Raw genomic sequence first — 26,481 nt, 5'->3', positions numbered from 1 at the left:
CCCGCGAACGCGGGGGCCCAGCTAACAGCGACGGTTACAGCCCGCTCACCCTGAGGGTGGCCTGCGGCGTGCGACAGCCGGTGGCGATGTTCGGCTCCAGGTAGCTCTGCAGCATCGGCGCCATGCCCTTGAGCACTTGCACCGGCAGCGCCGAGGTGAACTTGAAGTTGCTCGCCTCGCTGCCCGCCACGTAGGCGGTGAGGGTGCCGAAGTGCCGCGGGCCGAGGTAGAACACGAAGGTCGCGGTGCGGTTCAGCGATTTCGAGCTCTTCACGCCGCCGCCGCGGGTGAAGGTCTCGAAGCGGTTGTCGCCGGTACCGGTCTTGCCGCCCATCACCACCGGGGTGCCGTCGGCCAGCTTGTAGCTACCGGACAGGCGCCGCGCGGTGCCCTGGTCGACCACCTGCGAAAGCGCTTCGCGCAGGGTGCTGGCGACTTCCGAGGTCATCACCCGACGACCGACGTTGGCTTCCGGCGCCAGGCTCACCTCGTAGGGCGTGCCGGCGGCGAAGTGCAGGTTGTCGATGCGCAGGGTCGGCAGGCGGATGCCGTCGTTGAGGATGATCCCCATCAACTCGGCCAGCGCCGCCGGACGGTCCCCGGAGCTGCCCAGGGCGGTGGCCAGCGACGGCACCAGGTGATCGAACGGATAGCCCAACTGTTTCCACTGCTGGTGGATGTCGAGGAAGGCCTCGACCTCCAGCATGATGCGGATGCGCTTGTCGCGGGCACCCTTGTAGCGCGACTTGTACAGCCAGCCGTAGACCTGCCGGCGCTCGGCATTGCTGGCCGCCACGGCGTCGGCGAAGGTGGCCTGCGGCTGGCGTTGCAGGAAGCCGAGCAGCCACAGCTCCAGCGGGTGCACGCGGGCCACGTAGCCCTGGTCGTTGAGGTCGTAGGCGCCCGGTCCGTAGCGTTTGTAGAGGTCGTCCATGCGCTTGTCGGTGACTTTCTCGCCGACGTAGTGGCCCTGTTTCAGACGGTCCTGGACGAAGGCGGCGAAGGTCGCCTCGTCGGCGTTCGGCTGCAGGTAGCGGTGTATTGCTGCCAGCCGCACCGGCCAGGCGCGCAGGCCGTCGAGGAAGGTGTCGAGGCGGTCGTCAGGAGTCTTGCCGCGGTACTTCTGCCAGAAACGCAGCAGGTAGACCTGGCTCTCGTGGTCGACGAAACGGTCGAGATAGACCTGCCGGCGCGGGTCCTTGTCGTCCTGCAGCAGCGCCACCTTGGCGCCGGCGTTCTGGTACATGTCGTGGCGCACCAGGTCGCGCAGCAGGCGCACGAAGGGCAGGTTGATCGACTCGCGCAGGGCTTCGAGCAGGGTAGGGATGCGGCCGTTGTCCTCCTTGCGGAAGTTGTGGAAGGTGTGCACGCCGCCGCCGGTGAAGAAGCTCTCGTAGGGGCTGGCGGAATACTTGCGCTGCAGCGCGGCGGCAAGCATTGCCGAGAGGTCGCTCTTCGGGTTGGCGATCAGGTAGTCGACGGACCAGCGGCTGATGGCGTCCAGCGGCTCCACTGGCACCTTGCGCAGTTCGGCGGCGGGCTTGCCGTTGAGGTCGCGGTACAGGCCGGCGACCACTTCCAGGTAATTGGAGAGCACGCGCAGCTTGGCCGTCGAGCCGAGTTCCAGCTTGCTGCCTTCATTGATGTCGAAGGGCTGGTCGGTGTTGTCGGTCTGCACGCGCACGCGGTTGCCGTCGGGAGTGCGTTCGAAAAGGGTGAAGCTGTAGTTCACGTCGGCAGTCTTGTCCTTGGACAGCAGGTGCTCGCCGAACAGCCCGATGGAATCGGCGAAATCAGGGTCGGCCAGGTGCTTGAGGTAGCCGCTGATCTTGTTCTGCAGATCGTCCTGCAGGGTGGTGCTGAAGGTCATGTCCAGGCGGTCGAGGTCGTACAGCGGCACATCGAGCATCCCGGCCAGGCGGGTGCGCGCCAGGGTCACGCCCTTGTTCGGCTCCAGCGGCTGTACCGTCGGCTCGTTCTGCGGGTCGCGGAAGGCCAGTTGCTGGTCCAGCGCGGCGTCACGCAGCGCCGGGGTGATGATGCCGGCCTGGGCGAGCACGCGCAGGTGGCTGTCGGTCAGCACGTTCAGCGATTGGCGACCACGCGCTAGGTAATAGGAAGGCCGGCGGTGGGCGATCATCAGCGAGACCACCTGGCGCAGCGCCTTGCCCTGGGCGTCCAGGCTGGCAGCACCGACCGGCACGGAGAGCAGGCGGTTGACCTCCTGGAAGTCGGCGCCGTACCAGATCCACAGGCCGTCCGGCAGGCCGCTGACCTCGCCATAGCCGGGCTGCGCCGACAGCGGCACCGAGTTCAGGTAGGTGAGCACCACATTGCGCCGTGCCGCCAGGTTCTCCGCGCCGCCCTGGTAGGCCCGCACGCTGGCAGAGGCCATCTGCCGTAGCTTGTCGCGGATGGAGTTGGTGCGGCCGTCCACCGAATGGCGGTACTTCTCGATCTGCGTGGCCAGGGTGCTGCCGCCAGGAGCGTGGTTGCCCAGGCCGATCAAGTGCCCGACCTGGGCCAGGGCGGCCTGGGTGAAGCGGCTCCAGTCGATGGCCGGGTTGAGGTAGGGCCGCTGCGGGTCGAGCAGGTCGCGGTTCTCGATGAACAGCAAGCTGTTGACGATCATCGGCGCCACCGCGTCGTAGCTGGCGTAGAGCCGCTGCGGGTAGCGGAAGTTGTAGATCGGCAGGCCGCGGCAGTCGCTGATATCGACGCCGGCCTGGGCCTTCTCCGCATAGGGCGGGAACATGCCGTAACCGGTGTACTGCATCAGCGTCGGCGAGAAGCGCGCCTGGTCGAGGGTGACGAAGTTGCGGTCGTGCAGGCGTTGCAGGAACTGCGGCAGCTGCTGGTAGCCCAGGCGGCGGTCGAAGGGACCGGCGGTGGGGTAGTTGATCTGGTCGCTGGCGCCGGCGGCGACCTGCCAGGTCAGGTTCCCAGCCAGCCGCGCCAGTTCGCGTGCCTGCAGCTTGGACGTGCGCGCCTCATAGAGCAGGGCGGCGCCCAGGGCCGCGAGCAGCGGCAGGACGAACAGGAACAGGAGAAGGAATCGGTGGGGATGATGGTGGTGGTTTTTTTTCGGGGTAAAGCCGGGCTCCGGGCTGCCCGGTTGAGACTGCTGTTGACCGGAACTCACCGAATGCTCCATTTCACGACCTGCCCATGCTTTACCAGCCTGAGTAAGTGGACTCCGCCGACGTGATGACCGGCATCCATCCCGATGCCGCGTAAGCCCTCTGACAGCGGCTTCCTACAATGTTTGAGCGTAGTAGGCGTATAAAATTCTGCGAGATGCGTTGCTTTCTTACAGCCAAGTGGTAGGAATGCCTGACCAAAGAACCAGGAATTGTCCGATGCGCCCGTTGTTGCTGCTCTCGACCCTGCTGGCGTGCCTGGTGGCGCAGGCCGCACCCATGCCGTTCTACCTCTGGCAGAGTCGCCTCAACGGGAAGCTGACCTGCAGCCAGACGTCGCCAGGCGACGGCTGGTCGAAGTTGTCGGGGCCGTTCAGCGATGCCGGCTGTCGGCAACCGCTGCACACTGGGCCTTCGACCAAGGGGTTGGCGGTGCCGAAGGGGATGTAGGTGCGGTTCTCGCTCCTGCACGTCCTCGTCTTCCACGCGAACGCGGGGACCCAATGTCTAGTTTGGGTGTAGCGCGGCGCTTCGGTGTATTCGGATGTTTCTAGTTTCGCCCCCTCGGGCGACCTACTTTGTCAGTCGACACAAAGTAGGCAAAAGTCTTGCCCCGACATACGGGTCCGGCGGAGCCGGACTTCCCTCGCACATTCCCTCGCACCCGGAGGCACGCCGTCGAGAGCACGTCCCTGTACTCACGACGGCTCTTGCGACATCCATGTCGCATGACCTCCTCTGCGTGGGCTTTGCTCGGCCTCCTGTAAGGGGCGGCCCGGTGCGCGGGAATGTCCTCTGGAAGTCTTCAAGGCAAGAGCAGTGCTGCGGCTTTTCGTAGGATCGAGGGGGACGCCTAGTCCTTGCTCGCGAACCGCACGGCACAGTGTTTTCCCTGTAGGAGCGGATCTCATCCGCGAATGGCGCGCACCGCGCGCCCGTACGAAAACCGCACGTCCCACCTAGAATGCCCCGGTCACTTTCACCGATTCGGAGCCCCTCCATGGGAGACAAAACCGCCCAGATTCAACGCAGCTGGCAACGCAACGCCGAGGCCTGGGCCCGCGCTGTGCGCGAGCAGCGCATCGAGAGTCGGCGGCTGGTCACCGATGACGCCATCGTCGAGGCCGTGCTGCAGGGCTCGCCCAGGCGGGTGCTGGATATCGGCTGCGGCGAAGGCTGGTTGTGCCGGGTGCTGGCGGAGCGGGGTTGCGAGACGGTTGGCATCGATGCTTCCGCGCCGTTGATCGAGCAGGCGCGGCAGGGTGGCGGCGGTCGCTACGAGGTGCTGTCGCAGGAGCAATTGCTGGGTGAGGAGGGCGCCGGGCTTGGGCGGTTCGATGCGCTGGTGTGCAACTTCGCGCTCTTCGCGGAGGACCTCGCTCCGCTGCTCGATGCATTGCATCGCTACCTCGCGCCGGGCGGTCGCCTGTTGATCCAGACCCTGCATCCCTGGGCCGCCTGCGGCGACGAGCCGTATGCGGATGGCTGGCGCCTGGAGACCTTCGCGGCCTTCGGCGACGAGTTCGCCGAGCCCATGCCCTGGTACTTCCGCACCTTCGAGTCGTGGCTGGCGGCGCTGCATGCGGGCGGCTGGACCTTGCAGGCGTTGCGCGAGCCGCGTCGGCCCGATACCGGCCTTGCCTGCTCGCTGTTGCTGGTGGCGGTCGAGGCGAGCGCCAGCTAAGCGCGAGGCGTCTACGTCAATGGTCTCACTCGCACCATAAAGGGGCAGACGTCCCGGCGAAGCTGTGCAACACTCCGCGCCGACCTCAGTGGCTATCTCCCGCAATGCCCACGTCCGCCCCACGAGGGTGGACAGCCTCTTCCGGTGTGCAGTCCTGGAACACTCTCGATGAATGAATCCTCTTCCGCGCCCTCGGGTGCGGCGGCCGGCTTTTTTCCTCGACCGGCGTTCCTCATCCCGACCGCACCTCCGAGTCGCCGCTGATACGACCAACAACAATACGAGGTTGCTTCAACATGTCGTCCCACGATCTGCAACGGGATCTCAACGAACGGCACATCCGACTCATGGCGCTGGGCGCCTGCATCGGCGTCGGCCTGTTCCTCGGTTCGGCGAAGGCCATCCAGATGGCCGGCCCGGCCATCATGCTCTCCTACATCATCGGCGGCCTGGCCATCCTGGTGATCATGCGCGCCCTCGGCGAGATGGCCGTGCACAACCCGGTCGCCGGCTCCTTCGCGCGTTACGCCCAGGACTATCTCGGCCCGCTGGCCGGCTACCTGACCGGCTGGAACTACTGGTTCCTCTGGCTGGTGACCTGCGTCGCGGAGATCACCGCGGTGGCCATCTACATGGGCATCTGGTTCCCCGAGGTGCCGCGCTGGATCTGGGCCCTGGCGGCCCTGGCGAGCATGGGCACCATCAACCTGATCGCCGTGCGCGCCTTCGGCGAGTTCGAGTTCTGGTTCGCCCTGATCAAGATCGTCACCATCCTCGCGCTGATCCTGGTCGGCGGCGGCATGATCGTCTTCGGCCTGGGCAACGGCGGTATCGCCACCGGCATCGGCAACCTTTGGAGCAACGGCGGCTTCATGCCCCATGGCATCGGCGGTGTGCTGATGTCGCTGCAGATGGTGATGTTCGCCTACCTCGGCGTGGAGATGATCGGCCTCACCGCCGGTGAAGCGAAGAACCCACAGAAGACCATTCCCGGGGCGATCAACTCGGTGTTCTGGCGCATCGTGCTGTTCTACGTCGGCGCGCTCTTCGTGATCATGTCGATCTACCCATGGAACGAGATCGGCACCCAGGGCAGCCCCTTCGTGATGACCTTCGAGCGCCTGGGCATCAGGACCGCCGCCGGCATCATCAACTTTGTGGTGATCACCGCCGCGCTGTCGTCCTGCAATGGCGGCATCTTCAGCACCGGGCGCATGCTCTACAGCCTCGCCCAGCACGGCCAGGCGCCGGCTGTCTTCGCCAAGACTTCCAAGGGCGGTGTGCCGCGCAATGCGTTGATCCTGTCGATCGTCGCCCTGCTGTTCGGCGTGCTGCTGAACTACCTGGTACCGGAAAAGGTGTTCACCTGGGTGACCTCCATCGCCACCTTCGGCGCGATCTGGACCTGGGCCATGATCCTGCTGGCGCAACTGAAGTTCCGTCGCGGCCTGACCCCGGCCGAAGCCGGCAAGCTGCAGTTCAGGATGTGGCTGTACCCGCTCAGCTCCTACCTGGCCATGGCCTTCCTGGTGCTGGTGGTGGCGCTGATGGCGTTCTTCGAGGACACCCGCATCGCCCTCTACATCGGCCCGGCCTTCCTGGTCCTGCTGGTGGTGCTGTACTACGCGCTGAACCTGGCTCCCAAAGGCGAGCAGGGCAGCGTTGCCAGCCGCGCCTGATGCTCGGTTGAGCGAATGAAAGGGGCCTCTTCGGAGGCCCTTTTTCTTTGCACGGCCGGCTCAGGCCGTCGGCAGGCTGCCGGCCATGCGGGTCAGGCGGCGGTCGAACTCGGTGATCTCCAACTGCAGGCCGACGGGGCGCTTGTCGATGAGCGTGGCGAGGGCCTGCTCGGCTGTGGCGAACAGCGTGTCGACGATGCGCTGGCGCAACTCCTCGGGGCGCCCAGGGGCGATGCGGACCTGGATCTGAATGAAGGCTTCGTCGCAAGTGTCGGCGCCGACGTGGTAGTGGTCGATGGCGCGGGCGAAGGTGCGCAGGCCGTTCAGGGGAAATACGCCGAGGGCCAGGGCGGCTTCGTGGAGTTTCCGTGGAAGGCCGAGGGGTTGGAGGTCGCCGGCAAGGTTGGCGGTGTAGTCGATGGCGATGTGCGGCATGTCGGCGTCCTTATTCGAGGAGCCGACATCCTAGGTGGGGAGCCGCGCGAAGAATATGCGGGTGACTACGTATTCCACCCCTCGGCGGACGGCGTCCGCGAGGGGGCGATCAGGCCGCCAGCAGCGGCGGCATCGGGCAGTCGAGGATGTCGGCCACTGCGCGCAGCAGCTCGGCCTCGGCGATGCTGATATGGCCGTCGGATTCGATGCAGCGCGCCATGGCCTTGAGCAGTTGCGGCTTCTGCAGCGGGCGCAGTTGCACCAGGCGCCGGAGCGCCACTTCCAGCTCGCGCAACTTGCCCGCCGCGGGGCGTTGGCGCAGGGAGAAGGGCAATGCGCTCCAGGCTTCGCTGAAGGCCTGTTCGGCGTGCAGTTCACTGGCGTCGTCGACGGCGCTGAGGAAGCTGAGCAGCACCGCCGCTTCTTCCTGCAAGTCCTCCAGCGGCAGGTTGCCGATACGCGCCGAGCCCGGTCGCAGGTTGCGCTCGACGATGCGCAGCAACGTCCACTCCAGCAGCTTCACCCGGCCATCGGCCTTGATCAGCAGCGCCATGTTCTGCCGCAGGGTTTCGAACTGCGGCGTATCCAGCTGCTTCAGCGCCGGCATGGCGAGGTCGAGCAGCGGCAGGCGTTGGCCCGCATCGAGGGCGCGCAGGGCGTCGTCGAGAAGATCGAGCTGGAAGGCCGGGCCGAGGTCCAGGTGCTGCTTGATCAGTTGCATCTGCTGGTCGCGGGCCGCCGGCTCGCTGTCCATCAGCAGGCCGTAGACCAGCGCCTGGGCGCCGTCGATGGTGCGGGCGGCGCTGTGCAGACGGTCATCCAGTTGGTGCAGGGTGCTGCGGGCGACTTCCAGATGCTCTTCGCGGGGCTCGCCGATGGCTTCCACCGAGGCCAGCGCTGCGCTCGGCGCAAAGCCGCTGAGCGCGGCATTCCAACTTTCGCGGTCGAGCAACGGGGTATCCAGGCGCGGCTCGACCTTCGGGTAGCGGCCGTCCCAGTTGGGCTCGATGCGGCGGATGCGTTGCTTGAGCGGCGGGTGGGTGTCGAAGCCGAACCAGTGGGCTCCCGTGCCGTCGCCGAAGTACAGGTGGCTGAATTCGGCGCGGTGCAGGGCGGCCAGCAGCGAACCGTGGCCGCCGATCTTCTTCAGCGCCCCGGCGATGCCGGCCGGGTTGCGGGTGAACTGCACGGCGGAGGCGTCGGCGAGGTATTCGCGCTGGCGGTTCACCGCGGCCTTGATCAGGTTGCCGAAGAAGCTGCCGATCGAGCCGAGCATCCAGAGGGCCACGCCGGCCAGGACCGCCACCAATATCACCGCGAAGGCAGCGCCGCCGCCCGAATCGCCAGCGGCAGTGCTGGTATTGCTGCGGCCGCCGACACGAACGCGTGCACCATTGCCCGAATCGCTGCTCCAGAAGCCGCGCAGGACGGTCTCGCCGATCAGCCCGAGCACCAGGATGCCGTGCAGCAGCGCCACCAGGCGGGTGTTCAGGCGCATGTCGCCGTTATAGATGTGGCTGAACTCGTGGGCGATCACGCCCTGCAGCTCGTCGCGGTCGAGCAGGCCGATGGCCCCGCGGGTGATGCCGATCACCGCATCGCGCGGCGTGAGGCCGGCGGCGAAGGCGTTGATGGCCTCGTCATCGAGCAGGTACACCGGCGGCACCGGTGTGCCCGATGCCAGGGCCATTTCCTCGACCACGTTGAGCACCCGGCGCTCGTCCGGGCCCTTGGCGTCGAGGCTGATCAGCCGGCCGCCCAGGCGCTCGGCCACGGCGCGGCCGCCGGCGCTGAGCTGGTTCTGCTTGTAGAGCGCGGCGATCACCACGACGCTCACCACCACCAGGGCCACGCCCAGGTAGAGGTCGAAGTTGGACAGGTTGTTCGGCGAGGTCCAGTGCGTTCCCGGCTCGCCGATGTGCCGCCAGAGCCAGCCGAGCACCAGCGTGGTGATGCTCACCAGGCAGGTCACTGCGATGGCCAGGAGCAGGACCAGGCGCCCGGTCTGGCGGCGGGCGCGGTCCTGGTGCTGGAAAAAGTTCATCGGCGGCTCCGGTCGTCAGAAGGTGACCTTGGGAGCGTCCTGGATCTGCTTGCTGTCGGCGAATTCGAGCAGGGCGGCGTCGGTCTTGTGGCCGAAGGTCGGCGCCAGCAGCACGGCGGGGAAGGACTGGCGGTAGGTGTTGTACTCCATCACCGCGTCGTTGTAGGCCTGGCGGGCGAAGGCGACCTTGTTCTCAGTGCTCGACAGCTCCTCGGTGAGCTGCTGCATGTTCTGCGAGGCCTTGAGGTCCGGGTAGGCCTCCATGGTCACGTTGAGCCGGCCCAGGGCGCCACCCAGCGCGCCTTCGGCGCTGGTCAGCTGCGCCACGCCAGCAGCTTCGCCGGGGTGCGCGGCGGCGGCCTTGAGCCCGGCCACTGCGGCGTTGCGCGCGGCGATCACGGCTTCCAGGGTTTCGCGCTCGTGCTTGAGGTAGGCCTTGGCGGTTTCCACCAGGTTGGGAATCAGGTCGTAGCGGCGCTTGAGCTGCACCTCGATCTGCGCGAAGGCGTTCTTGTAACGTGCGCGCAGGCTCACCAGGCGGTTGTAGGCGCCGATCGCGCCAAACAGCAGGGCGGCCAGGATGGCAACGGTTACCAGGGAGGAGACTGACATGGGACGTCCTTATCGCGATCAGTGGAGGCGCCGATGATAGCGAAAAGCCTGCCGCAGGGAAGTGGCTGGATCACACGGCGAGGGACGCAAAAAGAGGGCCTCCGAAGAGGCCCGTGAGCGTGGGAAGAGGTTTCAGGCCAGGGCGTAGCGGCCCGGACGGACCAGGCTGCGCTCTACCCACCAGCCGAAGACGAGCCCGAGGGTGCTCCAGAGGATCGCCTGGATGCCCAGCGAAACCAGGCGGAACTGCCAGAGCAGGTCGGCGGGGAAGTCCGCCGGCACTTCGCGCACGGCGGGGAACAGGCCGGCGGCGACGGCGCACACCAGCAGGTACAGCGCTACGCCGGCGAGTGCGCCGGTCCAGGCGCCGTGCCGGGCGATCAGGCGGCGGGCGAAGTTCACCGCGATGGCGGCAGCGGCCACGGAGACGGCGATCATCAGGAAGAACAACGCGGTGCGGCGCTGGATGCTTTCCGGATCGCCCACCGACGGTGGATTGGCCGGGTACTTCAGGCTCGGCACCAGGTACAGGCTGACGAAGGCGGCCAGGGCCAGCAGCGCGCCGAGCGAGCGTGGGCCGATGCGACCGACGCGGCCCAGGGCATAGGCGAAGACCAGAGCGAAAAGACCGCCCATGGACGCGCTGTACACCACCACGCCGGTGAGCAGGCCGAAGCTGGCCTGTACTTCGCGGCTGACCAGTTCTTCTTCGTGGTCATGGTTGTGGGCAGCGACGCCGTTGGCCGTTTCTTCGACCTCGTGCATGGCCGCGCCCATCTCCTCGAAGGCGATCGCGCGATCGACCTCCGGTTCCCCGAAGACCCGGGCGAAACCGAAGGCGAGCAGGCCTGCCAGGATGCCGACGAGCATCCCGCGCAGCAGGAGTTTTCCAGTCATGTGGGTGTCCCCGGTCAGTGGCAGGGGAAGCCCAGCAGGTGGCGGCCGTCGTGCACGAACTCGTGGACGTACATACCCTTGAACATCGAGGTGGCGCCTTGTTCGGCGCCGACGAAGTACAGCGCCAGCACCAGCAGCAGGCCGCCGAAAACGGCCCAGGGCAGCAGTTCGCCCAACGGGATGACGGGAATGGAAACGCCGGAATCGGCGTGGGTGGCTGAATGAGCCATGAAAACCTCCTAGGATTGCGCGTCCTGAAAGTGGATGTGGATGCGGGGAAGGGTCTGACTCTCAGTCCAGGGACCGAATACAGTGGCGCGACCGTGCCGGGTTCGAACCGGCTTCCTTCCGCTGCAATGTGCTGCGAGAGCGCCGGGGAGTGTAAACCTCGACGTCGCCGAATGGGAGTGAATTTCAATGCCGATCCGCATGAGTCTGGTTTGCCATGCCCGTACCCGGGCGCAGCGCGAAGGCCGCTTCGCCCGTGACGACGAGGCGCTGGAGCACGATCACGAAGCCGCGCTGGCGATGCGCGTTGGCGAGCTGAGGGCCCCGCGCCGACTGCTCTGCGCGCCGGAACTGCGCGCCCGGCAGACGGCCGCGGCCTGGCAGGGCGAGGCGCTGGTGCTCGATGAGCTTCGCGATTGCGACTACGGCGCCTGGCGCGGGCACGGCCTGGACGAGTTGCCACCGGAGGCGCTGGCCGACTGGCTGAGCAACCCCGACAGCACGGCCCACGGCGGCGAGTCGCAGGCCCAGTTGTGTGCGCGGGTCGGCGCCTGGCTCGACGGCTTTTGCGAGGAAGGGCACAGCGTCGTGGTCACCCATCCTGCGGTCCTGCGAGCAGCCTTGCTCCACGTGATCGGGGCCGGCGCGCAAGGCTTCAACACGATCGACGTCGAACCGCTGGCGGTGCTGCGCCTGACCTTCAACGGTCGCTGGCGCGTGCGCCTGTAGGGCTATGCTCTGTGAGCATTTGCGCCTGCCCTGGAGAGAGCCATGTCCCACCGCCCGAGCCTGATCCCCTGCCTGCGCTACCGCGACGCGCCGGCCGCCATCGAATGGCTGTGCAACACCTTCGGCTTCCGCCGCCAGCTGGTGGTGGACGACGGCGAGGGTGGCATCGCCCACGCGCAGCTGTGCCTGCCGGACGGCAGCGGCATGCTGATGCTCGGTTCGGCGGTGGACAACGAATACGGCCGTCTGATGCACAGCCCGGCCGAAGTCGGCGGCTGCACCCAGAGCCTGTACCTGGTGGTGGCCGACGCCGAGGCCATGTACCGCCGCGCGCTCGAGGCCGGAGCGAGCATGGTGATCGACATTCGCGACGAGGATTACGGCGGCCAGGGCTTCACCTGCCGCGACCCCGAGGGGCATGTGTGGAGCTTCGGCACCTACGACCCTTGGCATTGAACGAGTAAGGAGCAAGGCATGAACGAAGTGCAGTTCGCCGATGGCGCGAAGGTTCCGGCCATCGGCCAGGGCACCTGGCGCATGGGCGAGGACAGGGCGGCGCGCAAGCGCGAAGTGGCGGCCCTGCGCGAGGGCATCGAGCGGGGCATGACGCTGATCGACACCGCCGAGATGTACGGCGAAGGCGGCTCCGAAGAGGTGGTCGGCGAGGCCATTCGCGATTGTCGCGACCAGGTGTTCCTGGTCAGCAAGGTCTATCCGCACAACGCCAGCCACAGGGGTGTTCCGGCGGCCTGCGAGCGCAGCCTTAAGCGCCTGGGTACCGACTGCCTGGACCTCTACCTGCTGCACTGGCGCGGCCAGTACCCGCTGGAGGAAACCGTCGAGGCCTTCGAGCGCCTGCGCGAGGCCGGCAAGATCCGCCGTTGGGGCGTGTCCAATTTCGACCTCGACGACATGCGCGAGCTGGGCACCACGGCCTGCGCCACCAACCAGGTGCAATACAGCCTGGAAGAGCGCGGCGTCGAATGGGACCTGCTGCCCTGGTGCCAGGCACAGCGCATGCCGTTGATGGCCTACTGCCCGGTCGGGCAGGGCGGCGGGCTGTTGCACGATGCCACGCTGCGCGAAGTCGCCAAGCGCCACGCCGCGAGTCCGGCGCGGGTGGCCCTGGCCTGGCTGGTGCAGAAGGGCGGGGTGATCGCCATTCCCAAGGCCGTCGATCCGGCCCATGTGCGCGACAACGCCGCTGCGCTCGAACTGCGCCTGGACGCCGACGACCTGGCCAGGCTCGATGCTGCCTTCCCACCGCCCAAGCGCAAGGCGCATCTGGCAGTCGTGTAGGAGCGGATCTCATCCGCGAAAATCCACGCACCCCGGCGACCCTCAGGAGCGGGCCATGCCCGCCCATCGCGGACAAGGTCCGCTCCTACAAAAATCCCTCATGCCATGGTAAGAAGCGCCCTCTGATCGATGGAGGTTGTCATGGCGAAGTTGCGTGTCGGGGTGATTTTCGGTGGGCGTTCCGCGGAGCACGAGGTGTCGCTGCAATCGGCGAAGAACATCGTCGATGCGCTGGATCGCTCGCGCTTCGAGCCGGTCCTTATCGGCATCGACAAGGAGGGCCGCTGGCACCTGAACGACGCCTCCGACTACCTGCTCAACCAGGAGAACCCGGCGCTGATCGCGCTCAACCGTTCCAACCGCGAGCTGGCCGTGGTGCCCGGCAAGGCTGAGCACCAGCTCGTTGAAACCGGCAGCCGCCAGCTGCTCGACCACGTCGATGTGATCTTCTCCATCGTCCACGGCACCCTCGGCGAGGACGGCTGCCTGCAAGGCCTGCTGCGCATGGCCGACCTGCCTTTCGTTGGCTCCGATGTGCTGGGCTCGGCGATCTGCATGGACAAGGATGTCAGCAAGCGCCTGCTGCGCGACGCCGGCATCGCGATCACCCCCTTCATCACCCTGACCCGCCGCACTGCCGCCCGCACGCCTTTCGCCGAGGCACAACGCCAGCTCGGCCTGCCGCTGTTCGTCAAACCGGCCAACCTGGGTTCCTCGGTGGGTGTCAGCAAGGTCGAGGACGAGGCCGCCTACGACGCTGCCGTGAAGCTGGCCCTGGCCTACGACGACAAGGTGCTGGTGGAGGCGGCGGTGAAGGGCCGTGAGATCGAGTGCGCGGTGCTCGGCAACGACGAGCCGGTCGCCAGCGGTTGCGGCGAGATCGTGGTGAGCAGCGGCTTCTACTCCTACGACAGCAAGTACATCGACGAAAACGCCGCGCGCGTGGTGGTCCCGGCGGACATCAGCGCCGAGGCCAGCGAGCGCATCCGCCGGCTCGCGGTGGAGGCCTTCCAGGTGCTGGAGTGCTCGGGGCTGGCGCGGGTCGACGTGTTCCTTACCGAGGATGGCGAGGTGCTGATCAACGAACTCAACTCGCTGCCGGGTTTCACCCGCATCAGCATGTATCCCAAGCTCTGGCAGGCCGCCGGCATGAGCTACAGCGAACTGGTCAGCCGCCTCATCGACCTGGCCATCGAACGCCACACCGCGCGCCGCGCGCTGCAAACCAACCGCTGAACCGGCGCCGCACGTCGGTCCGGGCCTTGCCCGGGTGCCAGCCTGCTAGTTTTGCCTGATGCCCGGCCCTGGGTGGGCCGGATCAAGGAGCGGGATCATGGCCGACAATTCAGGGCAGGCCGCGGCGGCGGCCATTCGGGAAGTGGTGCGGGACTACGTCGAAGGCATGGTGTTCGCCGACGAGAAGCGCCTGCGCCGGGCGTTCCATCCGGACTGCAAGGTCATCGGCCATTACCAGGGCGACCTGGAGTGGCTGGGCTTCGAGGACTTCGTTGCGGCAGTGCTCGCCGGTGGCGCGGCTGAGGAGGGCAGCCAGGCAACCTGGGAGATCCAAGCCCTGGACGTCACGGGCGACAGCGCCGCGGTAAAGGTGCTCGACGACTACCTGGACATGCGCTTCACCGACTACCTCTCGCTGCTGCGCACCGACGCCGGCTGGGTAATCGTCAACAAGCTCTATTACCTGCATTCCTGAGTCGTCCCGATGCCTTTCGCCGCAGCGGGCGCAACGCCGGCTGCACGCTTATTCCGTGCAATTTTGACAAATCGACCTCTACACTCCTGATCTGGCAATGGTCACGCTCGGGAGTGAAACGATGAGTTCTTCTTCGCGTACGGTTTTCGCGGCAGCGCTGCTGGCGTTGCTGTTGGGTGCAGTCCCGGTCACGCACAATCTGGCATGGGGCGATGAGTCGACGCCGCCCAGCGGCATGGACGAAGGCGACCAGCAGGGCCCGCTGGGCGATCTCTCCGACTACGGCAAGCTGGCAGAGGAATCGCTGGATGCCGTGGGCACGGGCGATTTCGCCACGGCGCGCGCCAAGGTCGACGAGATGCAGGGCAAGTGGCATGCAGCCGCGCCGCAGCTCAAGCGCAAGAGTCCGGAGGACTGGAAAGCGGCCAACGCGGCGGTCGAACAGGTGGTCAAGGAACTGCACGCCAAGACCCCGGACAAGGACCGCAGCCTCGACGCCCTCAATACCCTGTTGTCCACCTTCAACGACATCCAGGGCATCAGCGACTAAGCCCCACACCACCCCGGCGCCCCGTGCGCCGGGGGATGACCGGCCGTCGGCTACCCCCTCCAGTCCCTCATCATCACAATTTCATCACATCTCCGTCGCGCCGTTTTCACCTTCGCCTGCGCAGGATGGCGCCCAGCATCCGGTATGCCGCCGGTCGCGCCTTCCGAATCATCGCCCGCGAGGCCAGTTGCGAAGTGAAGTCGTCTCCCGAAGCTGGACGTGACAAGCGACTCCCCCTGTTCAAATCCCGGCCGTTCCTGGCTGCCTTGCTGGGCGGGCTCGGCCTACTCGCGCTTGGCCTGGGCGGCGCGGCGAGTTTCTCCGGCGAGCGCGACCTGAAGCAGCTCGGCCCGGCGGACCTGGCGGCGCAGTGGAGCCACGGCGATGTCGTGGTGCTGGTGCGACATGCAGAGCGTTGCGACCGCTCCAGTGCTCCCTGCATGGGCGCGAAGGACGGCATCACCGTGCGCGGCGGCGAGATGGCCAGCACCGTCGGCCGTGACTACCGCACCTTCTTCGGCCTGGACAACGCCGACATCTACGCCAGCCCGCTGACCCGCACCACCCAGACCGCCGACCTGATGTTCGGCAACGTCAAGCCGGACCAGTGGTGGGCAGCCGATTGCAAGGGCAAGCTGCTCGACAACGTGCTGGCGCACAAGGCCAGCCATCGCAACCTGATCCTGGTGACCCACAGCGAGTGCATGGAGCAGTTGGTCCAGGCGCTCGATCACCACGACATCGACACCCCGGACTACGCCTCCTCGCTGGTACTGGCCAGCGATGGCAAGGGTGGGCTGCAGGTGGTCGGGAAGATCGATCCCGATGATTGGTCCAAGACCCAGCAACTGAGCCAGCGCTAAGCTCTCAGGCCAGCACCCCGGCCCAGGCGGACACCAGCAAGATCAGGGCGAGTCCACGGTTCATCCGTTGCAGCGCGTGCGGCGAACGCAGCAGGCGCGCGCTGCCGGCGCCCAGCCCGGCCCATGCCAGCAGGCAGGGCACACCCACCAGGAAGAACAGCAGCGCCATCAGCTGTACCCGCAGCAGGCGATCGTCGCCGTGCCCGGCATAGACGCCGATCACCGCCAGCCCCACCGTCCAGTTCTTCGGATTCACCAGTTGCAGGCTGAGCGCATCGAACAGGCCCATGCGCCGCGTGGGCTCGCCGCCTTCCAGGCCCTTTAGCGGGCTGTTCCAGATCTGCCAGGCCAGCCAGGTCAGCCAGAGCACGCCGGCGGCGGCCATGACGCCCTGCACTTGCGGTAGCCGAACGAGCAGTTCGCCTACCCCACATCCCACCAGCAACACCATCAACGCCGCGCCGACACAGCCGCCCAGGATGATCGGCAGCGCTGCACGCCAGCCATGCCGTGCGCTGTTGCTGAAGATCAGCAGGTTGGTCGGCCCGGGGGTGATGGCGGCGACGAAGGCGAAGAGCAGGAAGGGCAGCCACTGCTGCAGGGCGGGGATCATGGAAAGGCTCCGAGTGCGAGGGGAGCTTGCATCCTCGCCGGCGGCGCGCGCTCAGTCTGGAAGCTTTGAGCAGCGCGTGCGGTAGTAGGCCGGGGTGACCCCGTAGGCGCGGCGGAACCAGCGGCCGAGGTGACTCTGATCGGCGAAACCGAGGTCGGCGGCGACCTGCGCCGGCGCCAGTCCGCGGCCGAGCAACTGGCGCGCGCGGGCCAGGCGCAGCTGGATCAGGTAGGCATGCGGCGGCAGGCCGAAGGCCTCCTTGAAGGCGCGGCTGAGGCGGAAGCGGTCGCAGCCGGCGGCGCGCGCCAGGTCGTCGAGGTCGATGTCGCGCATCAGGTTGGCGTGAAGGTAGTCCCGCGCGCGCAACGCCACCATCGGCAGTCGCGGGTTGTCGTCGATGCGCTTGCGCCATTGCAGGCGGCGGGTCAGCCCGCCGAGCAACTCGTCGAGGGCGGCCTGGCGGACGATGCGCAGGTCGCGCCCGTGCACGGCCTGGAAGGCGGCGTCGATGCCGGCGGCCAACCGCGAGTCGTCGAAGAGGATCTGCGGCACGCTCAGCTGGAAGCCGCTGGGCACGTCCTCGAAGAGCGCGCCCAGTTCGCGATCCAGCCACTGCGGGTCGATGTAGAGCATGCGATAGGTGAAGCCGCCCTCGGTGGGCGCGTCGCCGTCGTGGATGTCGCCGGGCTCGAGGAAGAACACCTTGCCCGGCGTGCTGACGTTGCGCTGCTGGCGGCAGCGGAACTGCTGCACGCCGGTTTCGGTGAAGCCGATCAGGTAGCTGTCGTGCCAGTGCGGATCGTAGGCGTGGCCCTTGAAGTGCGCGCGCAGCGTCTCGATGCCGGTGTCGGCATCCTGCAGCAGGTCGATCCAGTTGTCGCCGGGCATGGCGCGCCTCCGCAATCCGCGAGCAGGTCAGGATACTCCGCGGCGCGCGCCTGTCTGGAAGATTTGTGCAGGCCGGCTAGCCCAGGTGCAGCAGGGCGGACGCGCCCACCAGCGTGCCGGCGGCGGCCACGGCGTAGGTCGCCAGCTGCACCCAGCGACGGCGGGTCAGCAAGCAGATGGCGGCCAGGGAAATCGCCACCTGGACCAGCAGCATGCCCTGGGCCCAGCGGTGGTGCTGGTGCAGGGCTTGCTCGCTGAGCGCCTCGTTGTGCGCCACCTCGCGCTCCTGCTGTTCGGCCTGGGCGCGGATCTGCTGTTTCTGCAGCGCGTACTTCTGCCTCTCTTGCTCGAAGTGCTCGACTTTCTGCGCGTCGCCAGCGGACAGGGTCGCGCCCAACTCGGCGAGGTTCTGCTTCTCGCCCTTGGCCTGGTAGTAGCCCCACTGGTTGGCCGCCTCGGTCTTGGCTACTGCCTCGGCGTTCTTGTAGTAGAGCGCCAGGCTCTCGGTGGAGCCGCTCTGGTAGGCGAAGACCGCGCCGAGGGTGGCGAGTATCGCGGTGGCGACTGCCATGCTGCCGGTCAGGCGGTCGCGCTTGGGGTGATGAAGGGAGTGTTCGACGGCGTGGTCGTGGGGGCCGTGGACTTCGTATTCGGTGGACATGCGCAGGAGGCTCCGGAACAGGCGGGCGTTGCATCCGGCAACGCCCGATTGGGCCGCGAGAGCCTCTGGCCTGCGCCTTAAGGCCTCCTTAAGCCCCGTTGGCAGCGAAGCTGTCGCTGCGCGCCATGCGCCAAATGCGCTCGTAGAACTCGCCCTCGATATTTCCCGAGAGCAGTTCGCCGGGCTTGAGGAAGTAATGCAGGTGCGAGAACAGGCGGATCTCGGTAGCCGAGACGCGGCGCACCAGGTGCTTGGCTTCCAGTTCCGATGGGCACTCGATGCCGGCGGCGGCGACCATCTCGGCCAGCGCCTTGAGGGTGTTGCGGTGGAAGTTGTAGACGCGCTCGGCCTTGTCCGGCACCACCAGCGCGCGCTGGCGCAGCGGGTCCTGGGTGGCCACGCCGGTCGGGCACTTGTTGGTGTGGCAACTCTGCGACTGGATGCAGCCGATGGCGAACATGAAGCCACGCGCCGAGTTGGCCCAGTCGGCGCCCATGGCCAGCACACTGGCGATGTCGAAGGCGCTGACGATCTTGCCGCTGGCGCCGATGCGGATCTTGTCGCGCAGGTTCAGGCCCACCAGGGTGTTGTGCACGAACAGCAGGCCCTCGCGCAGCGGCAGGCCGATGTGGTCGGTGAACTCCAGGGGCGCGGCGCCGGTGCCGCCTTCCTTGCCGTCGACGACGATGAAGTCGGGGAGGATGCCGGTCTCGTGCATGGCCTTGGCGATGCCCATGAATTCCCACGGGTGGCCGATGCACAGCTTGAAGCCCACCGGCTTGCCACCGGACAGCTCACGCAGGCGGGCGATGAAATCGAGCAGCTCCTTCGGCGTGCTGAACTCGCTGTGGCGCGAGGGCGACACGCAGTCCTGGCCCATCGGCACGCCACGGGTGGCGGCGATCTCCGGGGTGACCTTGTGCTTGGGCAGGATGCCGCCGTGGCCGGGCTTGGCGCCCTGGCTCAGCTTGATCTCGATCATCTTCACCTGCGGGTCTTTCGCCTGCCTGGCGAAGCGCTCGGCGCTGAAGGTGCCGTCGTCGTTGCGGCAGCCGAAGTAGCCGCTGCCCAGCTCCCAGGTCAGGTCGCCGCCGTTCTCGCGGTGGTACGGGCTGATGCTGCCTTCGCCGGTGTCGTGGGCGAAGTTGCCGAGCTTGGCGCCCTTGTTCAGCGCGCGGATGGCGTTGGCGCTGAGGGCACCGAAGCTCATGGCCGAGATGTTGAAGATCGAGATCGAGTACGGCTGCTTGCACTCCGGGCCGCCGACGTCGACGCGGAAGGTGCAGGGGTCGGCCACCGGCGCCGGGCGGATGGAGTGGGCGATGAACTCGAAGCCGGACTGGTAGACGTCGATCAGGGTGCCGAAGGGCTTGTCGGCGGACTCGTTCTTCGCCCGCGAGTAGACCAGCGCCCGTTGCGCGCGGGAGAAGGGCAGGGCGTCGTTGTCGCCTTCGAGCAGGTACTGGCGGATTTCCGGGCGGATGCCCTCGACCAGGTAGCGGATGTTGCCGAGGATCGGGTAGTTGCGGCGCACCGCGTGGGGTTCCTGCAGCAGATCGAAGACGCCGAGCAGGCTGAGGGCGAGGGTCAGCAGGGTGAAGGGCCAGACCCAGTCATGGCCGAGGAACGGCAGGCTGAACAGGGTGAAGAGCACGCAGGCGGCGAAGAAGGCATAGCGGCTGAGCAGCGACAGGTTCATGGAGTCTCCAGTCGACGGACGAATCACGGTGGGGAGAGCCGAAAGGGCCACGACAGAGCATGGCAGGCCTCGCGCAAACGCGCCTGGGCGAGGTTGGATCCGGCGGATATTCAGAAGTCTTTCTAGTGATGAAGGGCGTTGACGGTAGCTCGCAGTGTGCAAAAAAGAAAGCAAGCTAACGATATTTGCCGGGGCTGAGAAAGGGTGTTTCGGTTGTGGCAAAAATGCAGGTGCCCGTCTTTGGCAATGCGGTGTCGTTTTCGTAGGAGCGAGGGGTAAGCCTGGTTCTTGCTCGCGAACGGTGTTTACCAGATGCGCCGGCGTTTCGGCCTCTTCCTGAAGGGAGAGGGGCCGTTCGGCGTGGGCACCGGAGGACGGTGTCAGGATTCATCCGCGAAAATCCCTGCGCCGATCTGCCGTAGGGCGCATAACCGCGTTCGCGGTTATGCGCCGCCGCCCACCACGAAAATGGCGGATAACCCCTTCGGGGTTATTCGCCCTACGGGGTTGGCATTCGTGCCGTGCGATTCGCGGGGAAGACCGGGTGAGAAATCGGCGCGCCTCAGCACGCAATCACATTCACCGCCAGCCCGCCCTTCGAGGTTTCCTTGTACTTGTCCATCATGTCGCGCCCGGTGTCGCGCAGGGTGGCGATGGCCTTGTCCAGCGACACCAGGTGCTGGCCGTCGCCGCGCAGGGCCAGTTGCGCGGCGTTGATCGCCTTCAGCGAGGCCATGGCGTTGCGTTCGATGCAGGGCACCTGGACCAGCCCGGCGACCGGGTCGCAGGTCAGCCCGAGGTTGTGTTCCAGGCCGATTTCCGCGGCGTTCTCCACCTGTTCCAGGCTGCCGCCGAGAACCTCTGCCAACCCGGCGGCGGCCATCGCGCAGGCTGAGCCGACCTCGCCCTGGCAGCCGACTTCGGCGCCGGAGATGGAGGCGTTGAGCTTGCACAGTATGCCGATGGCGGCGGCGGTGAGCAGGTAGCGCTCGATGGCATCCATGGGCGCGTCGGGCTGGTAGTGGGCGTAGTAGTGCAGCCCCGCCGGGACAATCCCCGCCGCGCCATTGGTTGGCGCCGTCACCACCCGGCCGCCGGCGGCGTTTTCCTCGTTCACCGCCAGGGCCCAGAGGTCGACCCAGTCCATGGCGCCCAGGGTGCTGGCGATCAGGTTGCCGCTGCCGGCCTCGTTGAGCCGGCGGTAAAGCATGGGCGCGCGGCGGCGCACCTTGAGGCCGCCAGGCAGGGTGCCTTCGGTTTCCAGGCCGCGCTGCACGCAGGCCTGCATTTCCGCCCAGATGTGCGCGAGGCCGGCGTGGATTTCGGCTTCGCTGCGCAGCGCCCGTTCGTTGGCCCACATCAGGTCGCTGATGCGCCGGAAACCATTGGCGTGGCACAGCCGCAGCAGTTCCTCGGCGCTGTGGAAGGGATGGGGCATGGGATTGTCGGGCAGGGCGCGGTCGGTGTTGAAGTCGGCCTCGTCGACCACGAAGCCGCCGCCCACCGAGTAGCAGGTGCGTTCGGCGAGCAGGTGGCCGTGGCGCTCCAGGGCACGCAGGTGCATGCCGTTGGGGTGCGAGGGCAGGCTGCCGTCGTGGAATACCAGGTCGCGGCCGGGGCTGAAGTCGATGACGTGTTCGCCATCCAGGGCCAGGCTGTGCTCGGCGAAGATGGCGTCGACCAGCGGCGCCAGCGCTGCCGGGTCGGCATACGCCGGGTCGATGCCGAGCAGGCCGATCAGACAGGCGCGGTCGGTGGCATGGCCCTTGCCGGTAGCGCTGAGCGAGCCGTAGAGGTTCACCTCGACCCGCGCTACGCGGTGCAGCAGGTGGTCCGAACGCAGGCGTTCCACGAACTCGCGGGTGGCGCGCATGGGCCCCACGGTGTGCGAGCTGGACGGGCCGACGCCGGGCTTGAACATGTCGAAGACGCTGAGGGTCATGGCGGTGTACCTCCTGCCTTCAAGCATGGACCGGATCGGGCGGGTGGTCGATTGCGGGATTTTTCGAGGACGAGATCCGCGCCTACAGGTGGCAGGGGAGCGCCGCCGGATCAGGCCTGCGCCTGCAGGAACAGCGAGAACAGTTCCGACTGCGACTTGATCCCCAGCTTGCTGTACATGTGCTTGCGGTGGACCTTCACGGTCTCCGCCGAGATCGTCAGCTTGCGGGCGATCTCCTTGCTCGAGCAGCCGCTGAGCATCAGCCGGCCCACTTCCAGCTCGCGGGCGGTCAGCGGGGTTTCCAGGCGTTCGACGGTTTCTTCCAGGCGGCTTTGCCAGCGCGGCGCCGGGGCTACCGCGCTTTCCAGCAGTTCGCGCTCGAAGGCCATGCGCTGGCGCATCAGGCTGCTCACCCAGGGGCGGACCAGGTCGAGCAGGGCGATCTGTTCGGGGTTGAAGCGGCCCTTGCTGCCCAGCGACAGGCAGAGGGTGCGCTCGCCATCGAGCTGGACGTTGAACTGCACCTCGTCGGCGACCACGTTGAGGCGGAAGTAGCGCTGGTAGTAGTCGGTCTGCTCGAAGCATTCCGGGGCCACGTCGGCCAGGCGCTGCAGGCCGCTGCGCGGATGCTCGCGGCTGGCGATGTAGAAGGGGTCGAGCAGGTAGAGGCCCTTGAGGTAGTCCTGGAACAGCGGATCGGGGCCGCCGTCCTCGCCCGGGCATTCGGCGAACACCTGCGGCCGGCCGCTGCTGAAGAGCAGGACCACCCAGCTGTCGAAAGGCACATACTCCCCGAGCAGGCGCACCAGGGAGAGCCAGAAGTTGGGCTGGTCCAGGCTCTCGATCAGCTGCCCGACCGAGCGGTGCCAGGCGATGTCCTGCAGCGAAAGGTTCATGCCTCTACCCCTGTTGGGTTACCACGTGGGCGTAATTACTCCGGCGCCCGGGCGAGCCGCATACTCGCCGCATGCCTGACACCGGCCGGCGCATTCTGAGCCTTTTGCCCCGCCCGGTCACTGCAAGACAAGAAACCGAGGAAGCCGAATGAAAGTCGAACTCGTGCAACTGGCCGGCCGTGATGGCGATGTGGCCTGGAACCTGGCCCGAACCCTGGAGGCGATCCACGCCTGTGCTGCCGACAGCCAGCTGGTGGTGTTCCCCGAGACCCAGCTGACCGGCTTCCCCACCCAGGACAACATCGCCGCGGTCGCCGAGCCCATCGACGGCCCGAGCGTGCAGGCCGTGCAGCGCGCCGCACGAGAGAAGAACATTTCCGTCGTCGTTGGCTTCGCCGAGGCCGCTGACGGGCGCTTCTACAACACCACGCTGCTGATCACCCCCGAAGGCATCGCCCTGAAGTACCGCAAGACGCACCTGTGGGCGTCGGACCGCGGCATCTTCACCCCCGGCGACCGCTACGCCACCTGCCTGTGGAACGGCATCCGCGTGGGCATCGTGATCTGCTTCGACATCGAATTCCCCGAGTCCGCCCGCGCCCTCGGCCAACTCGGCGCCGAGCTGATCCTGGTGACCAACGGCAACATGGACCCCTACGGCCCCACCCACCGCACCGCGATCATGGGCCGGGCCATGGAAAACCAGGCCTACGCGGTGATGGTCAACCGTGTCGGCGAAGGCGACGACGGCCTGGTATTCGCCGGCGGCAGCGCGGTGGTCGACCCGTACGGGCAGCTGATCTGCGAGGCCGGCCGCGAGGAATGCCGGCAGATCGTCGAGCTGGACCTGGAGCGCCTGCAACAGGCGCGCCGCGACTACAGCTACCTCGCCGAACGCCGCTTCGTCCTGCCGGGCGAGCTGCGCGAGCACGCCGATGGCCGCCGCGAGCTGCTGATTCCGGGCTGAGCCCCGGAAGGCGCAGGGCCGCGCCAGCGATCTTCCGAAAAGAAACAGGCGGGAGCTTCCCCGCCAGCAGCGCCCTGGGTGAGGGGTGCTGCTCTTGCACGCGTCGATTTCGACTCTGCCATAACAACCACAACTCGGAGTAATCAGTAATGGCTCGACTCAAGCGGACGCTGTCCCTGGGTTCGGTGGTGCTTTTCGGCATCGCCTACATGACCCCGATCATCGTGCTCGGCACCTTCGGCATCCTCGCCGAGACCACCCAGGGCCTGGTGCCCTCGGCCTACCTGGTCGCCTCGGTGGCCATGCTCTTCACCGCGCTCAGCTACGGGCGCATGGCCGCCGCCTTCCCGGTGGCCGGTTCGGCCTATACCTATGTGCGCAAGTCGATCAGCCCGAAACTGGGCTTCCTCGCCGGTTGGGGCGTGCTGCTCGACTACCTGTTCCTGCCCATGGCCATCTGGCTGATCGGCGCCGCCTACCTGCACTCGGCCTTCCCGGCGGTGCCGCAGGCGCTCTGGGTGCTGGCCTTCATCGGCGTGACCACGGCGATCAACGTGATCGGCCTGAACCTGGCCAAGAGCGTCAACAACGTGCTGATGCTGGTGCAGTTCCTGGTTCTCGCGGCCTTCGTCGTGTTGGCGGTGCATTACGTGCTGGGCGATCCGAGCAAGCCGCTGTGGTCGCTGCAGCCGTTCTTCAAGGACGGCGTACAGTTCCCGTTGATCATGAGCGGCGCGGCCATCGCCTGCTATTCGTTCCTCGGCTTCGACGCGGTCAGCACCCTCACCGAGGAAACCCATGAGCCGCGCAAGAACATCCCGCGCGCCATCCTGCTGATTACCCTGATCGGCGGCTTCATTTTCATCGCCGCCAGCTACTTCGTGCAGCTCGCGCACCCGTCCATCGAGTTCCAGAATGCCGACTCGGCGGCCTACGAGATCGCCCGCAACATCGGCGGCGACCTGTTCGTCAGCCTCTTCCTCATCGGCCTGATCGTCGGCCAGTTCACCTCCGGCCTGTCGGCCCAGGCCAGCGCCTCGCGCCTGCTGTTCGCCATGGGCCGCGACGGCGTGCTGCCCAAGGCCTTCTTCGGCACGCTGAGCGAGCGCTTCGGCACCCCGGTGGGCAGCATCGTGCTGTGCAGCGTGGTGGCCCTGCTGGCGCTGGAGATGGACGTGACCACCTCGACCTCGTTCATCAACTTCGGCGCCTTCCTGGCCTTCAGCCTGGTGAACCTGTCGGTGATCTTCCACTACTGGATCGGCGGCAAGCAGCGCGGCCCGCGCGAGCTGGTGCTGTTCCTGGTGTTCCCGCTGATTGGCCTGGTCGCCGACCTCTGGCTGATGGTCAGCCTCGACCACCTGGCGATCTACCTGGGCCTGTCCTGGCTGACCGTTGGCATCATTTACCTGGGCCTGCTGACCGGCGGTTTCCGCCAGCAGCCGCCGGAGATGCACTTCGAGGAAGCCTGATGCCGAGCCGGCTCAGGCAGCGTCCGATACCTCCGGTAGCGGGCGCCGCCAGACCGGCCAGAGCAGCGTCAGGGCGAGCAGCAGCACCGGCCAGACCAGCAGGTTCACCGCGCTCCAGCCGAGGCTGGTGATGAGCGCGCCGGAGCTCAGCGACATGCTCGCCGCCATCAGGCTGTTGCCCTGTTCCATCAGGCCCTGGGCCTGGCCGCGTTCGGCCTCGCTGTGGCCTTCGCCGAGCAGGGTGGTGCCGGCCACCAGCAGCAGGTTCCAGCCCAATCCGAGCAGCAGCGAGCTGACCAGGAAGTGCGCCGTGGACAGGCCGCTCAGGGCGATGCCGGCGCTGGCCGCGAGGATGGCGATGCCGAGCAGGGCCACGCGGCGGCTGCCGATGCGGTCGATCAGCGGGCCGGCGACGAAGGCCGGGAGGAACATGCCGAGGATGTGCCACTGGATCACGCTCACCGAGTCCTTCAGCGGCAGGCCGCAGAACTGCATGGCCAGGGGCGTGGCGTTCATGATCAGGATCATCAGCCCGTGGCCGGCGGCGGAACAGGCGATGGCGGCCCGCACCAGCGGCCGGCCGAGCAGCTCGCGCATGGCCGCCAGGCTGCTGCGGGCCGGACGTGGGGCGGCGCCTTCGCGCAGCCGGGCCATGGTCAGCAGGCCGACCAGCGCAAGCACGGCGATGGCCAGGTAGGCGCCGACGAAGGGCGTCGGCAGGGCGTTGCGCGACCAGAGCGCGAGACTCGGGGCGAGCAGCGCAGCCAGCACACCGCCGCCGAACACGTAGGCGCTGGCACGGCCTTTCTGTGTTTCGCCGACCGCTTCCAGAGCGGCAAAGCGGTAGTACATCGCTGAGGCCTGGTAGGCACCAATCGGCAGCGAGCCCAGGCACAGCAGCCAGAACGAACCGACTTGCACACCCAGGGCGCAGACCAGCCCGCCGGCTACCCCGCAGGCGGCGCCGAGCATCAGACCCGGCCGTCGGCCATGGCGCTGCATGAACAGCGACAGCGGCTGCACCGCCAGCAGGTTGCCAAGCACCAGCAGGGCCAGCGGCAGGGTAGCCAGGCTGTTGAGCGGCGCGAGTTGCGCGCCGATCAGCGAGGTGAGGGTGATGCCGATCAGCGAGCAGGACCAGTACAGCGCCTGGCCGAGGAACAGCAGCCGCAGGGCGGCATTGCGCAGCAGGAGCATGGTCGTTTCCTCAGCGCTGGCAGCCGCCGGGCTTGAGCACCCGTTCGGTCGAGGCCGGGTCCTTCGCCAGCATCGCCGCCGGGCGCCGCGGCCGTTGCAGCAACTCGCCCGCACAGTTCGGGCAGCTGCCGCCGAGTACGTTCTCGGCGCAGTCGCTGCAGAAAGTGCATTCGTAGGTGCAGATGCGCGCGTCCGTGCTTTCTGGCGGCAGGTCGCGGTCGCAGCATTCGCAGTTGGGGCGAAGTTCGAGCATGGCGAGGTCCTTCTGTGGGGGG

General features: G+C 67.2%; 26 protein-coding genes. 12 read left to right on the top strand and 14 right to left on the bottom strand.

Annotated features, from left to right (window positions below; genetic code table 11):
- Positions 1 to 34 precede the first annotated feature (34 nt).
- The gene (locus PKB_RS17325; protein ID WP_084166669.1) at positions 35 to 3,154 is read right to left on the bottom strand and encodes a transglycosylase domain-containing protein; all 3,120 of its coding nucleotides are present in this window, start codon (positions 3,152 to 3,154) and stop codon (positions 35 to 37) included.
- A 205-nt stretch (positions 3,155 to 3,359) separates the two neighbouring features.
- Here PKB_RS17325 and PKB_RS17320 point away from each other — a divergent pair, with 205 nt between their 5' ends.
- The 3 genes from PKB_RS17320 to PKB_RS17310 all read left to right on the top strand — a co-directional run bounded on the left by PKB_RS17320 (position 3,360) and on the right by PKB_RS17310 (position 6,503).
- Entirely contained in the window at positions 3,360 to 3,590 is a 231-nt protein-coding gene (locus PKB_RS17320) for a hypothetical protein (protein ID WP_043253352.1), read from the top strand.
- 550 nt (positions 3,591 to 4,140) lie between these two features.
- Positions 4,141 to 4,824, top strand: a complete 684-nt coding sequence (locus PKB_RS17315; protein WP_043253351.1) for a class I SAM-dependent methyltransferase — start codon at positions 4,141 to 4,143, stop codon at positions 4,822 to 4,824.
- A gap of 296 nt (positions 4,825 to 5,120) precedes the next feature.
- Positions 5,121 to 6,503 (top strand): amino acid permease, encoded by a 1,383-nt coding sequence (locus PKB_RS17310; protein ID WP_156958042.1) that lies wholly within the window; start codon positions 5,121 to 5,123, stop codon positions 6,501 to 6,503.
- Positions 6,504 to 6,563: 60 nt separating this feature from the next.
- Here the strand turns inward: PKB_RS17310 and PKB_RS17305 are convergent, their stop codons facing one another.
- From PKB_RS17305 to PKB_RS17285, 5 genes are all read right to left on the bottom strand, one after another.
- Positions 6,564 to 6,938: a 5-carboxymethyl-2-hydroxymuconate Delta-isomerase gene (locus tag PKB_RS17305; protein ID WP_052355317.1), complete on the bottom strand. Its 375-nt coding sequence runs from the start codon at positions 6,936 to 6,938 to the stop codon at positions 6,564 to 6,566.
- 109 nt (positions 6,939 to 7,047) lie between these two features.
- Positions 7,048 to 8,982 (bottom strand): M48 family metallopeptidase, encoded by a 1,935-nt coding sequence (locus tag PKB_RS17300; RefSeq protein WP_043253349.1) that lies wholly within the window; start codon positions 8,980 to 8,982, stop codon positions 7,048 to 7,050.
- 15 nt (positions 8,983 to 8,997) lie between these two features.
- Entirely contained in the window at positions 8,998 to 9,594 is a 597-nt protein-coding gene (locus PKB_RS17295) for a LemA family protein (protein WP_043253348.1), read from the bottom strand.
- A 132-nt stretch (positions 9,595 to 9,726) separates the two neighbouring features.
- A complete protein-coding gene (locus tag PKB_RS17290) occupies positions 9,727 to 10,491 on the bottom strand; it encodes a CbtA family protein (protein ID WP_084166668.1) in 765 nt (254 codons plus the stop codon).
- 14 nt (positions 10,492 to 10,505) lie between these two features.
- Positions 10,506 to 10,721: a CbtB domain-containing protein gene (locus PKB_RS17285; RefSeq protein WP_043253346.1), complete on the bottom strand. Its 216-nt coding sequence runs from the start codon at positions 10,719 to 10,721 to the stop codon at positions 10,506 to 10,508.
- Positions 10,722 to 10,908: 187 nt separating this feature from the next.
- Between PKB_RS17285 and PKB_RS17280 the strand changes: the two genes are divergently transcribed.
- The 7 genes from PKB_RS17280 (at position 10,909) to pmrG (ending at position 15,871) form a co-directional block, all read left to right on the top strand.
- A complete protein-coding gene (locus PKB_RS17280; protein ID WP_043253345.1) occupies positions 10,909 to 11,448 on the top strand; it encodes a histidine phosphatase family protein in 540 nt (179 codons plus the stop codon).
- A 42-nt stretch (positions 11,449 to 11,490) separates the two neighbouring features.
- The gene (locus PKB_RS17275) at positions 11,491 to 11,904 is read left to right on the top strand and encodes a VOC family protein (protein ID WP_043253344.1); all 414 of its coding nucleotides are present in this window, start codon (positions 11,491 to 11,493) and stop codon (positions 11,902 to 11,904) included.
- 18 nt (positions 11,905 to 11,922) lie between these two features.
- Positions 11,923 to 12,747 carry an aldo/keto reductase gene (locus PKB_RS17270; RefSeq protein WP_043253343.1) on the top strand — a complete coding sequence of 275 codons (825 nt, stop codon included), beginning with the start codon at positions 11,923 to 11,925 and terminating at the stop codon, positions 12,745 to 12,747.
- Between the two features lie 141 nt (positions 12,748 to 12,888).
- Positions 12,889 to 13,983, top strand: a complete 1,095-nt coding sequence (gene ddlA / locus PKB_RS17265; RefSeq protein ID WP_043253342.1) for a D-alanine--D-alanine ligase — start codon at positions 12,889 to 12,891, stop codon at positions 13,981 to 13,983.
- Between the two features lie 97 nt (positions 13,984 to 14,080).
- A complete protein-coding gene (locus PKB_RS17260) occupies positions 14,081 to 14,458 on the top strand; it encodes a nuclear transport factor 2 family protein (protein WP_043253341.1) in 378 nt (125 codons plus the stop codon).
- 121 nt (positions 14,459 to 14,579) lie between these two features.
- Positions 14,580 to 15,008, top strand: coding sequence for a hypothetical protein (locus tag PKB_RS17255; protein WP_043253340.1), 429 nt, complete (start codon positions 14,580 to 14,582; stop codon positions 15,006 to 15,008).
- Between the two features lie 194 nt (positions 15,009 to 15,202).
- Entirely contained in the window at positions 15,203 to 15,871 is a 669-nt protein-coding gene (gene pmrG, locus PKB_RS17250; protein ID WP_167333372.1) for a lipopolysaccharide core heptose(II)-phosphate phosphatase PmrG, read from the top strand.
- Positions 15,872 to 15,875: 4 nt separating this feature from the next.
- Here pmrG and PKB_RS17245 read toward each other — a convergent pair whose 3' ends face one another.
- The 6 genes from PKB_RS17245 to PKB_RS17220 form a co-directional block, all read right to left on the bottom strand.
- Entirely contained in the window at positions 15,876 to 16,484 is a 609-nt protein-coding gene (locus PKB_RS17245) for a LysE family translocator (protein WP_043253339.1), read from the bottom strand.
- Positions 16,485 to 16,535: 51 nt separating this feature from the next.
- Positions 16,536 to 17,372: an AraC family transcriptional regulator gene (locus PKB_RS17240; RefSeq protein ID WP_043253338.1), complete on the bottom strand. Its 837-nt coding sequence runs from the start codon at positions 17,370 to 17,372 to the stop codon at positions 16,536 to 16,538.
- Between the two features lie 76 nt (positions 17,373 to 17,448).
- Complete coding sequence (locus tag PKB_RS17235; protein ID WP_043253337.1) at positions 17,449 to 18,033, bottom strand: DUF4337 domain-containing protein; 585 nt, start codon at positions 18,031 to 18,033, stop codon at positions 17,449 to 17,451.
- 88 nt (positions 18,034 to 18,121) lie between these two features.
- Positions 18,122 to 19,732, bottom strand: coding sequence for an FMN-binding glutamate synthase family protein (locus PKB_RS17230; RefSeq protein ID WP_043253336.1), 1,611 nt, complete (start codon positions 19,730 to 19,732; stop codon positions 18,122 to 18,124).
- Between the two features lie 562 nt (positions 19,733 to 20,294).
- Entirely contained in the window at positions 20,295 to 21,674 is a 1,380-nt protein-coding gene (locus PKB_RS17225; protein ID WP_043253335.1) for an L-serine ammonia-lyase, read from the bottom strand.
- Positions 21,675 to 21,784: 110 nt separating this feature from the next.
- The gene (locus PKB_RS17220; protein WP_043253334.1) at positions 21,785 to 22,570 is read right to left on the bottom strand and encodes a helix-turn-helix transcriptional regulator; all 786 of its coding nucleotides are present in this window, start codon (positions 22,568 to 22,570) and stop codon (positions 21,785 to 21,787) included.
- Positions 22,571 to 22,718: 148 nt separating this feature from the next.
- Between PKB_RS17220 and PKB_RS17215 the strand changes: the two genes are divergently transcribed.
- The gene (locus PKB_RS17215) at positions 22,719 to 23,537 is read left to right on the top strand and encodes a carbon-nitrogen hydrolase family protein (protein ID WP_043253333.1); all 819 of its coding nucleotides are present in this window, start codon (positions 22,719 to 22,721) and stop codon (positions 23,535 to 23,537) included.
- Positions 23,538 to 23,686: 149 nt separating this feature from the next.
- Positions 23,687 to 25,009, top strand: a complete 1,323-nt coding sequence (locus PKB_RS17210; protein ID WP_043253332.1) for an APC family permease — start codon at positions 23,687 to 23,689, stop codon at positions 25,007 to 25,009.
- A 12-nt stretch (positions 25,010 to 25,021) separates the two neighbouring features.
- On the opposite strand, the gene PKB_RS17205 is transcribed toward PKB_RS17210, so the two are convergent.
- Both PKB_RS17205 and PKB_RS17200 read right to left on the bottom strand, forming a co-directional pair.
- On the bottom strand, positions 25,022 to 26,206 hold the full coding sequence (locus PKB_RS17205; RefSeq protein WP_043253331.1) for an MFS transporter: 1,185 nt from the start codon (positions 26,204 to 26,206) through the stop codon (positions 25,022 to 25,024).
- A 10-nt stretch (positions 26,207 to 26,216) separates the two neighbouring features.
- A complete protein-coding gene (locus tag PKB_RS17200; protein WP_043253330.1) occupies positions 26,217 to 26,459 on the bottom strand; it encodes a DUF1272 domain-containing protein in 243 nt (80 codons plus the stop codon).
- Positions 26,460 to 26,481: the final 22 nt, after the last annotated feature.

Origin of the sequence: Pseudomonas knackmussii B13 (assembly GCF_000689415.1) — a bacterium.
Classification (GTDB): domain Bacteria; phylum Pseudomonadota; class Gammaproteobacteria; order Pseudomonadales; family Pseudomonadaceae; genus Pseudomonas; species Pseudomonas knackmussii.
Note: the sequence above shows the minus strand (reverse complement) of the source record. Positions and strands in the feature narration are given on the sequence as shown.

Coding starts and splice junctions, on each gene's coding strand:
- PKB_RS17235 (WP_043253337.1), bottom strand. CDS start 18,033: ATGTCCACCGAATACGAAGTCCACGGCCCCCACGACCACGCCGTCGAA.
- PKB_RS17205 (WP_043253331.1), bottom strand. CDS start 26,206: ATGCTCCTGCTGCGCAATGCCGCCCTGCGGCTGCTGTTCCTCGGCCAG.
- PKB_RS17230 (WP_043253336.1), bottom strand. CDS start 19,732: ATGAACCTGTCGCTGCTCAGCCGCTATGCCTTCTTCGCCGCCTGCGTG.
- PKB_RS17315 (WP_043253351.1), top strand. CDS start 4,141: ATGGGAGACAAAACCGCCCAGATTCAACGCAGCTGGCAACGCAACGCC.
- PKB_RS17270 (WP_043253343.1), top strand. CDS start 11,923: ATGAACGAAGTGCAGTTCGCCGATGGCGCGAAGGTTCCGGCCATCGGC.
- PKB_RS17280 (WP_043253345.1), top strand. CDS start 10,909: ATGCCGATCCGCATGAGTCTGGTTTGCCATGCCCGTACCCGGGCGCAG.
- PKB_RS17225 (WP_043253335.1), bottom strand. CDS start 21,674: ATGACCCTCAGCGTCTTCGACATGTTCAAGCCCGGCGTCGGCCCGTCC.
- PKB_RS17285 (WP_043253346.1), bottom strand. CDS start 10,721: ATGGCTCATTCAGCCACCCACGCCGATTCCGGCGTTTCCATTCCCGTC.
- PKB_RS17305 (WP_052355317.1), bottom strand. CDS start 6,938: ATGCCGCACATCGCCATCGACTACACCGCCAACCTTGCCGGCGACCTC.
- PKB_RS17240 (WP_043253338.1), bottom strand. CDS start 17,372: ATGCCCGGCGACAACTGGATCGACCTGCTGCAGGATGCCGACACCGGC.
- PKB_RS17290 (WP_084166668.1), bottom strand. CDS start 10,491: ATGACTGGAAAACTCCTGCTGCGCGGGATGCTCGTCGGCATCCTGGCA.
- PKB_RS17215 (WP_043253333.1), top strand. CDS start 22,719: ATGAAAGTCGAACTCGTGCAACTGGCCGGCCGTGATGGCGATGTGGCC.
- PKB_RS17325 (WP_084166669.1), bottom strand. CDS start 3,154: ATGGAGCATTCGGTGAGTTCCGGTCAACAGCAGTCTCAACCGGGCAGC.
- PKB_RS17200 (WP_043253330.1), bottom strand. CDS start 26,459: ATGCTCGAACTTCGCCCCAACTGCGAATGCTGCGACCGCGACCTGCCG.
- PKB_RS17300 (WP_043253349.1), bottom strand. CDS start 8,982: ATGAACTTTTTCCAGCACCAGGACCGCGCCCGCCGCCAGACCGGGCGC.
- PKB_RS17210 (WP_043253332.1), top strand. CDS start 23,687: ATGGCTCGACTCAAGCGGACGCTGTCCCTGGGTTCGGTGGTGCTTTTC.
- PKB_RS17275 (WP_043253344.1), top strand. CDS start 11,491: ATGTCCCACCGCCCGAGCCTGATCCCCTGCCTGCGCTACCGCGACGCG.
- PKB_RS17320 (WP_043253352.1), top strand. CDS start 3,360: ATGCGCCCGTTGTTGCTGCTCTCGACCCTGCTGGCGTGCCTGGTGGCG.
- PKB_RS17260 (WP_043253341.1), top strand. CDS start 14,081: ATGGCCGACAATTCAGGGCAGGCCGCGGCGGCGGCCATTCGGGAAGTG.
- PKB_RS17310 (WP_156958042.1), top strand. CDS start 5,121: ATGTCGTCCCACGATCTGCAACGGGATCTCAACGAACGGCACATCCGA.
- PKB_RS17255 (WP_043253340.1), top strand. CDS start 14,580: ATGAGTTCTTCTTCGCGTACGGTTTTCGCGGCAGCGCTGCTGGCGTTG.
- PKB_RS17245 (WP_043253339.1), bottom strand. CDS start 16,484: ATGATCCCCGCCCTGCAGCAGTGGCTGCCCTTCCTGCTCTTCGCCTTC.
- PKB_RS17220 (WP_043253334.1), bottom strand. CDS start 22,570: ATGAACCTTTCGCTGCAGGACATCGCCTGGCACCGCTCGGTCGGGCAG.
- PKB_RS17295 (WP_043253348.1), bottom strand. CDS start 9,594: ATGTCAGTCTCCTCCCTGGTAACCGTTGCCATCCTGGCCGCCCTGCTG.
- ddlA (WP_043253342.1), top strand. CDS start 12,889: ATGGCGAAGTTGCGTGTCGGGGTGATTTTCGGTGGGCGTTCCGCGGAG.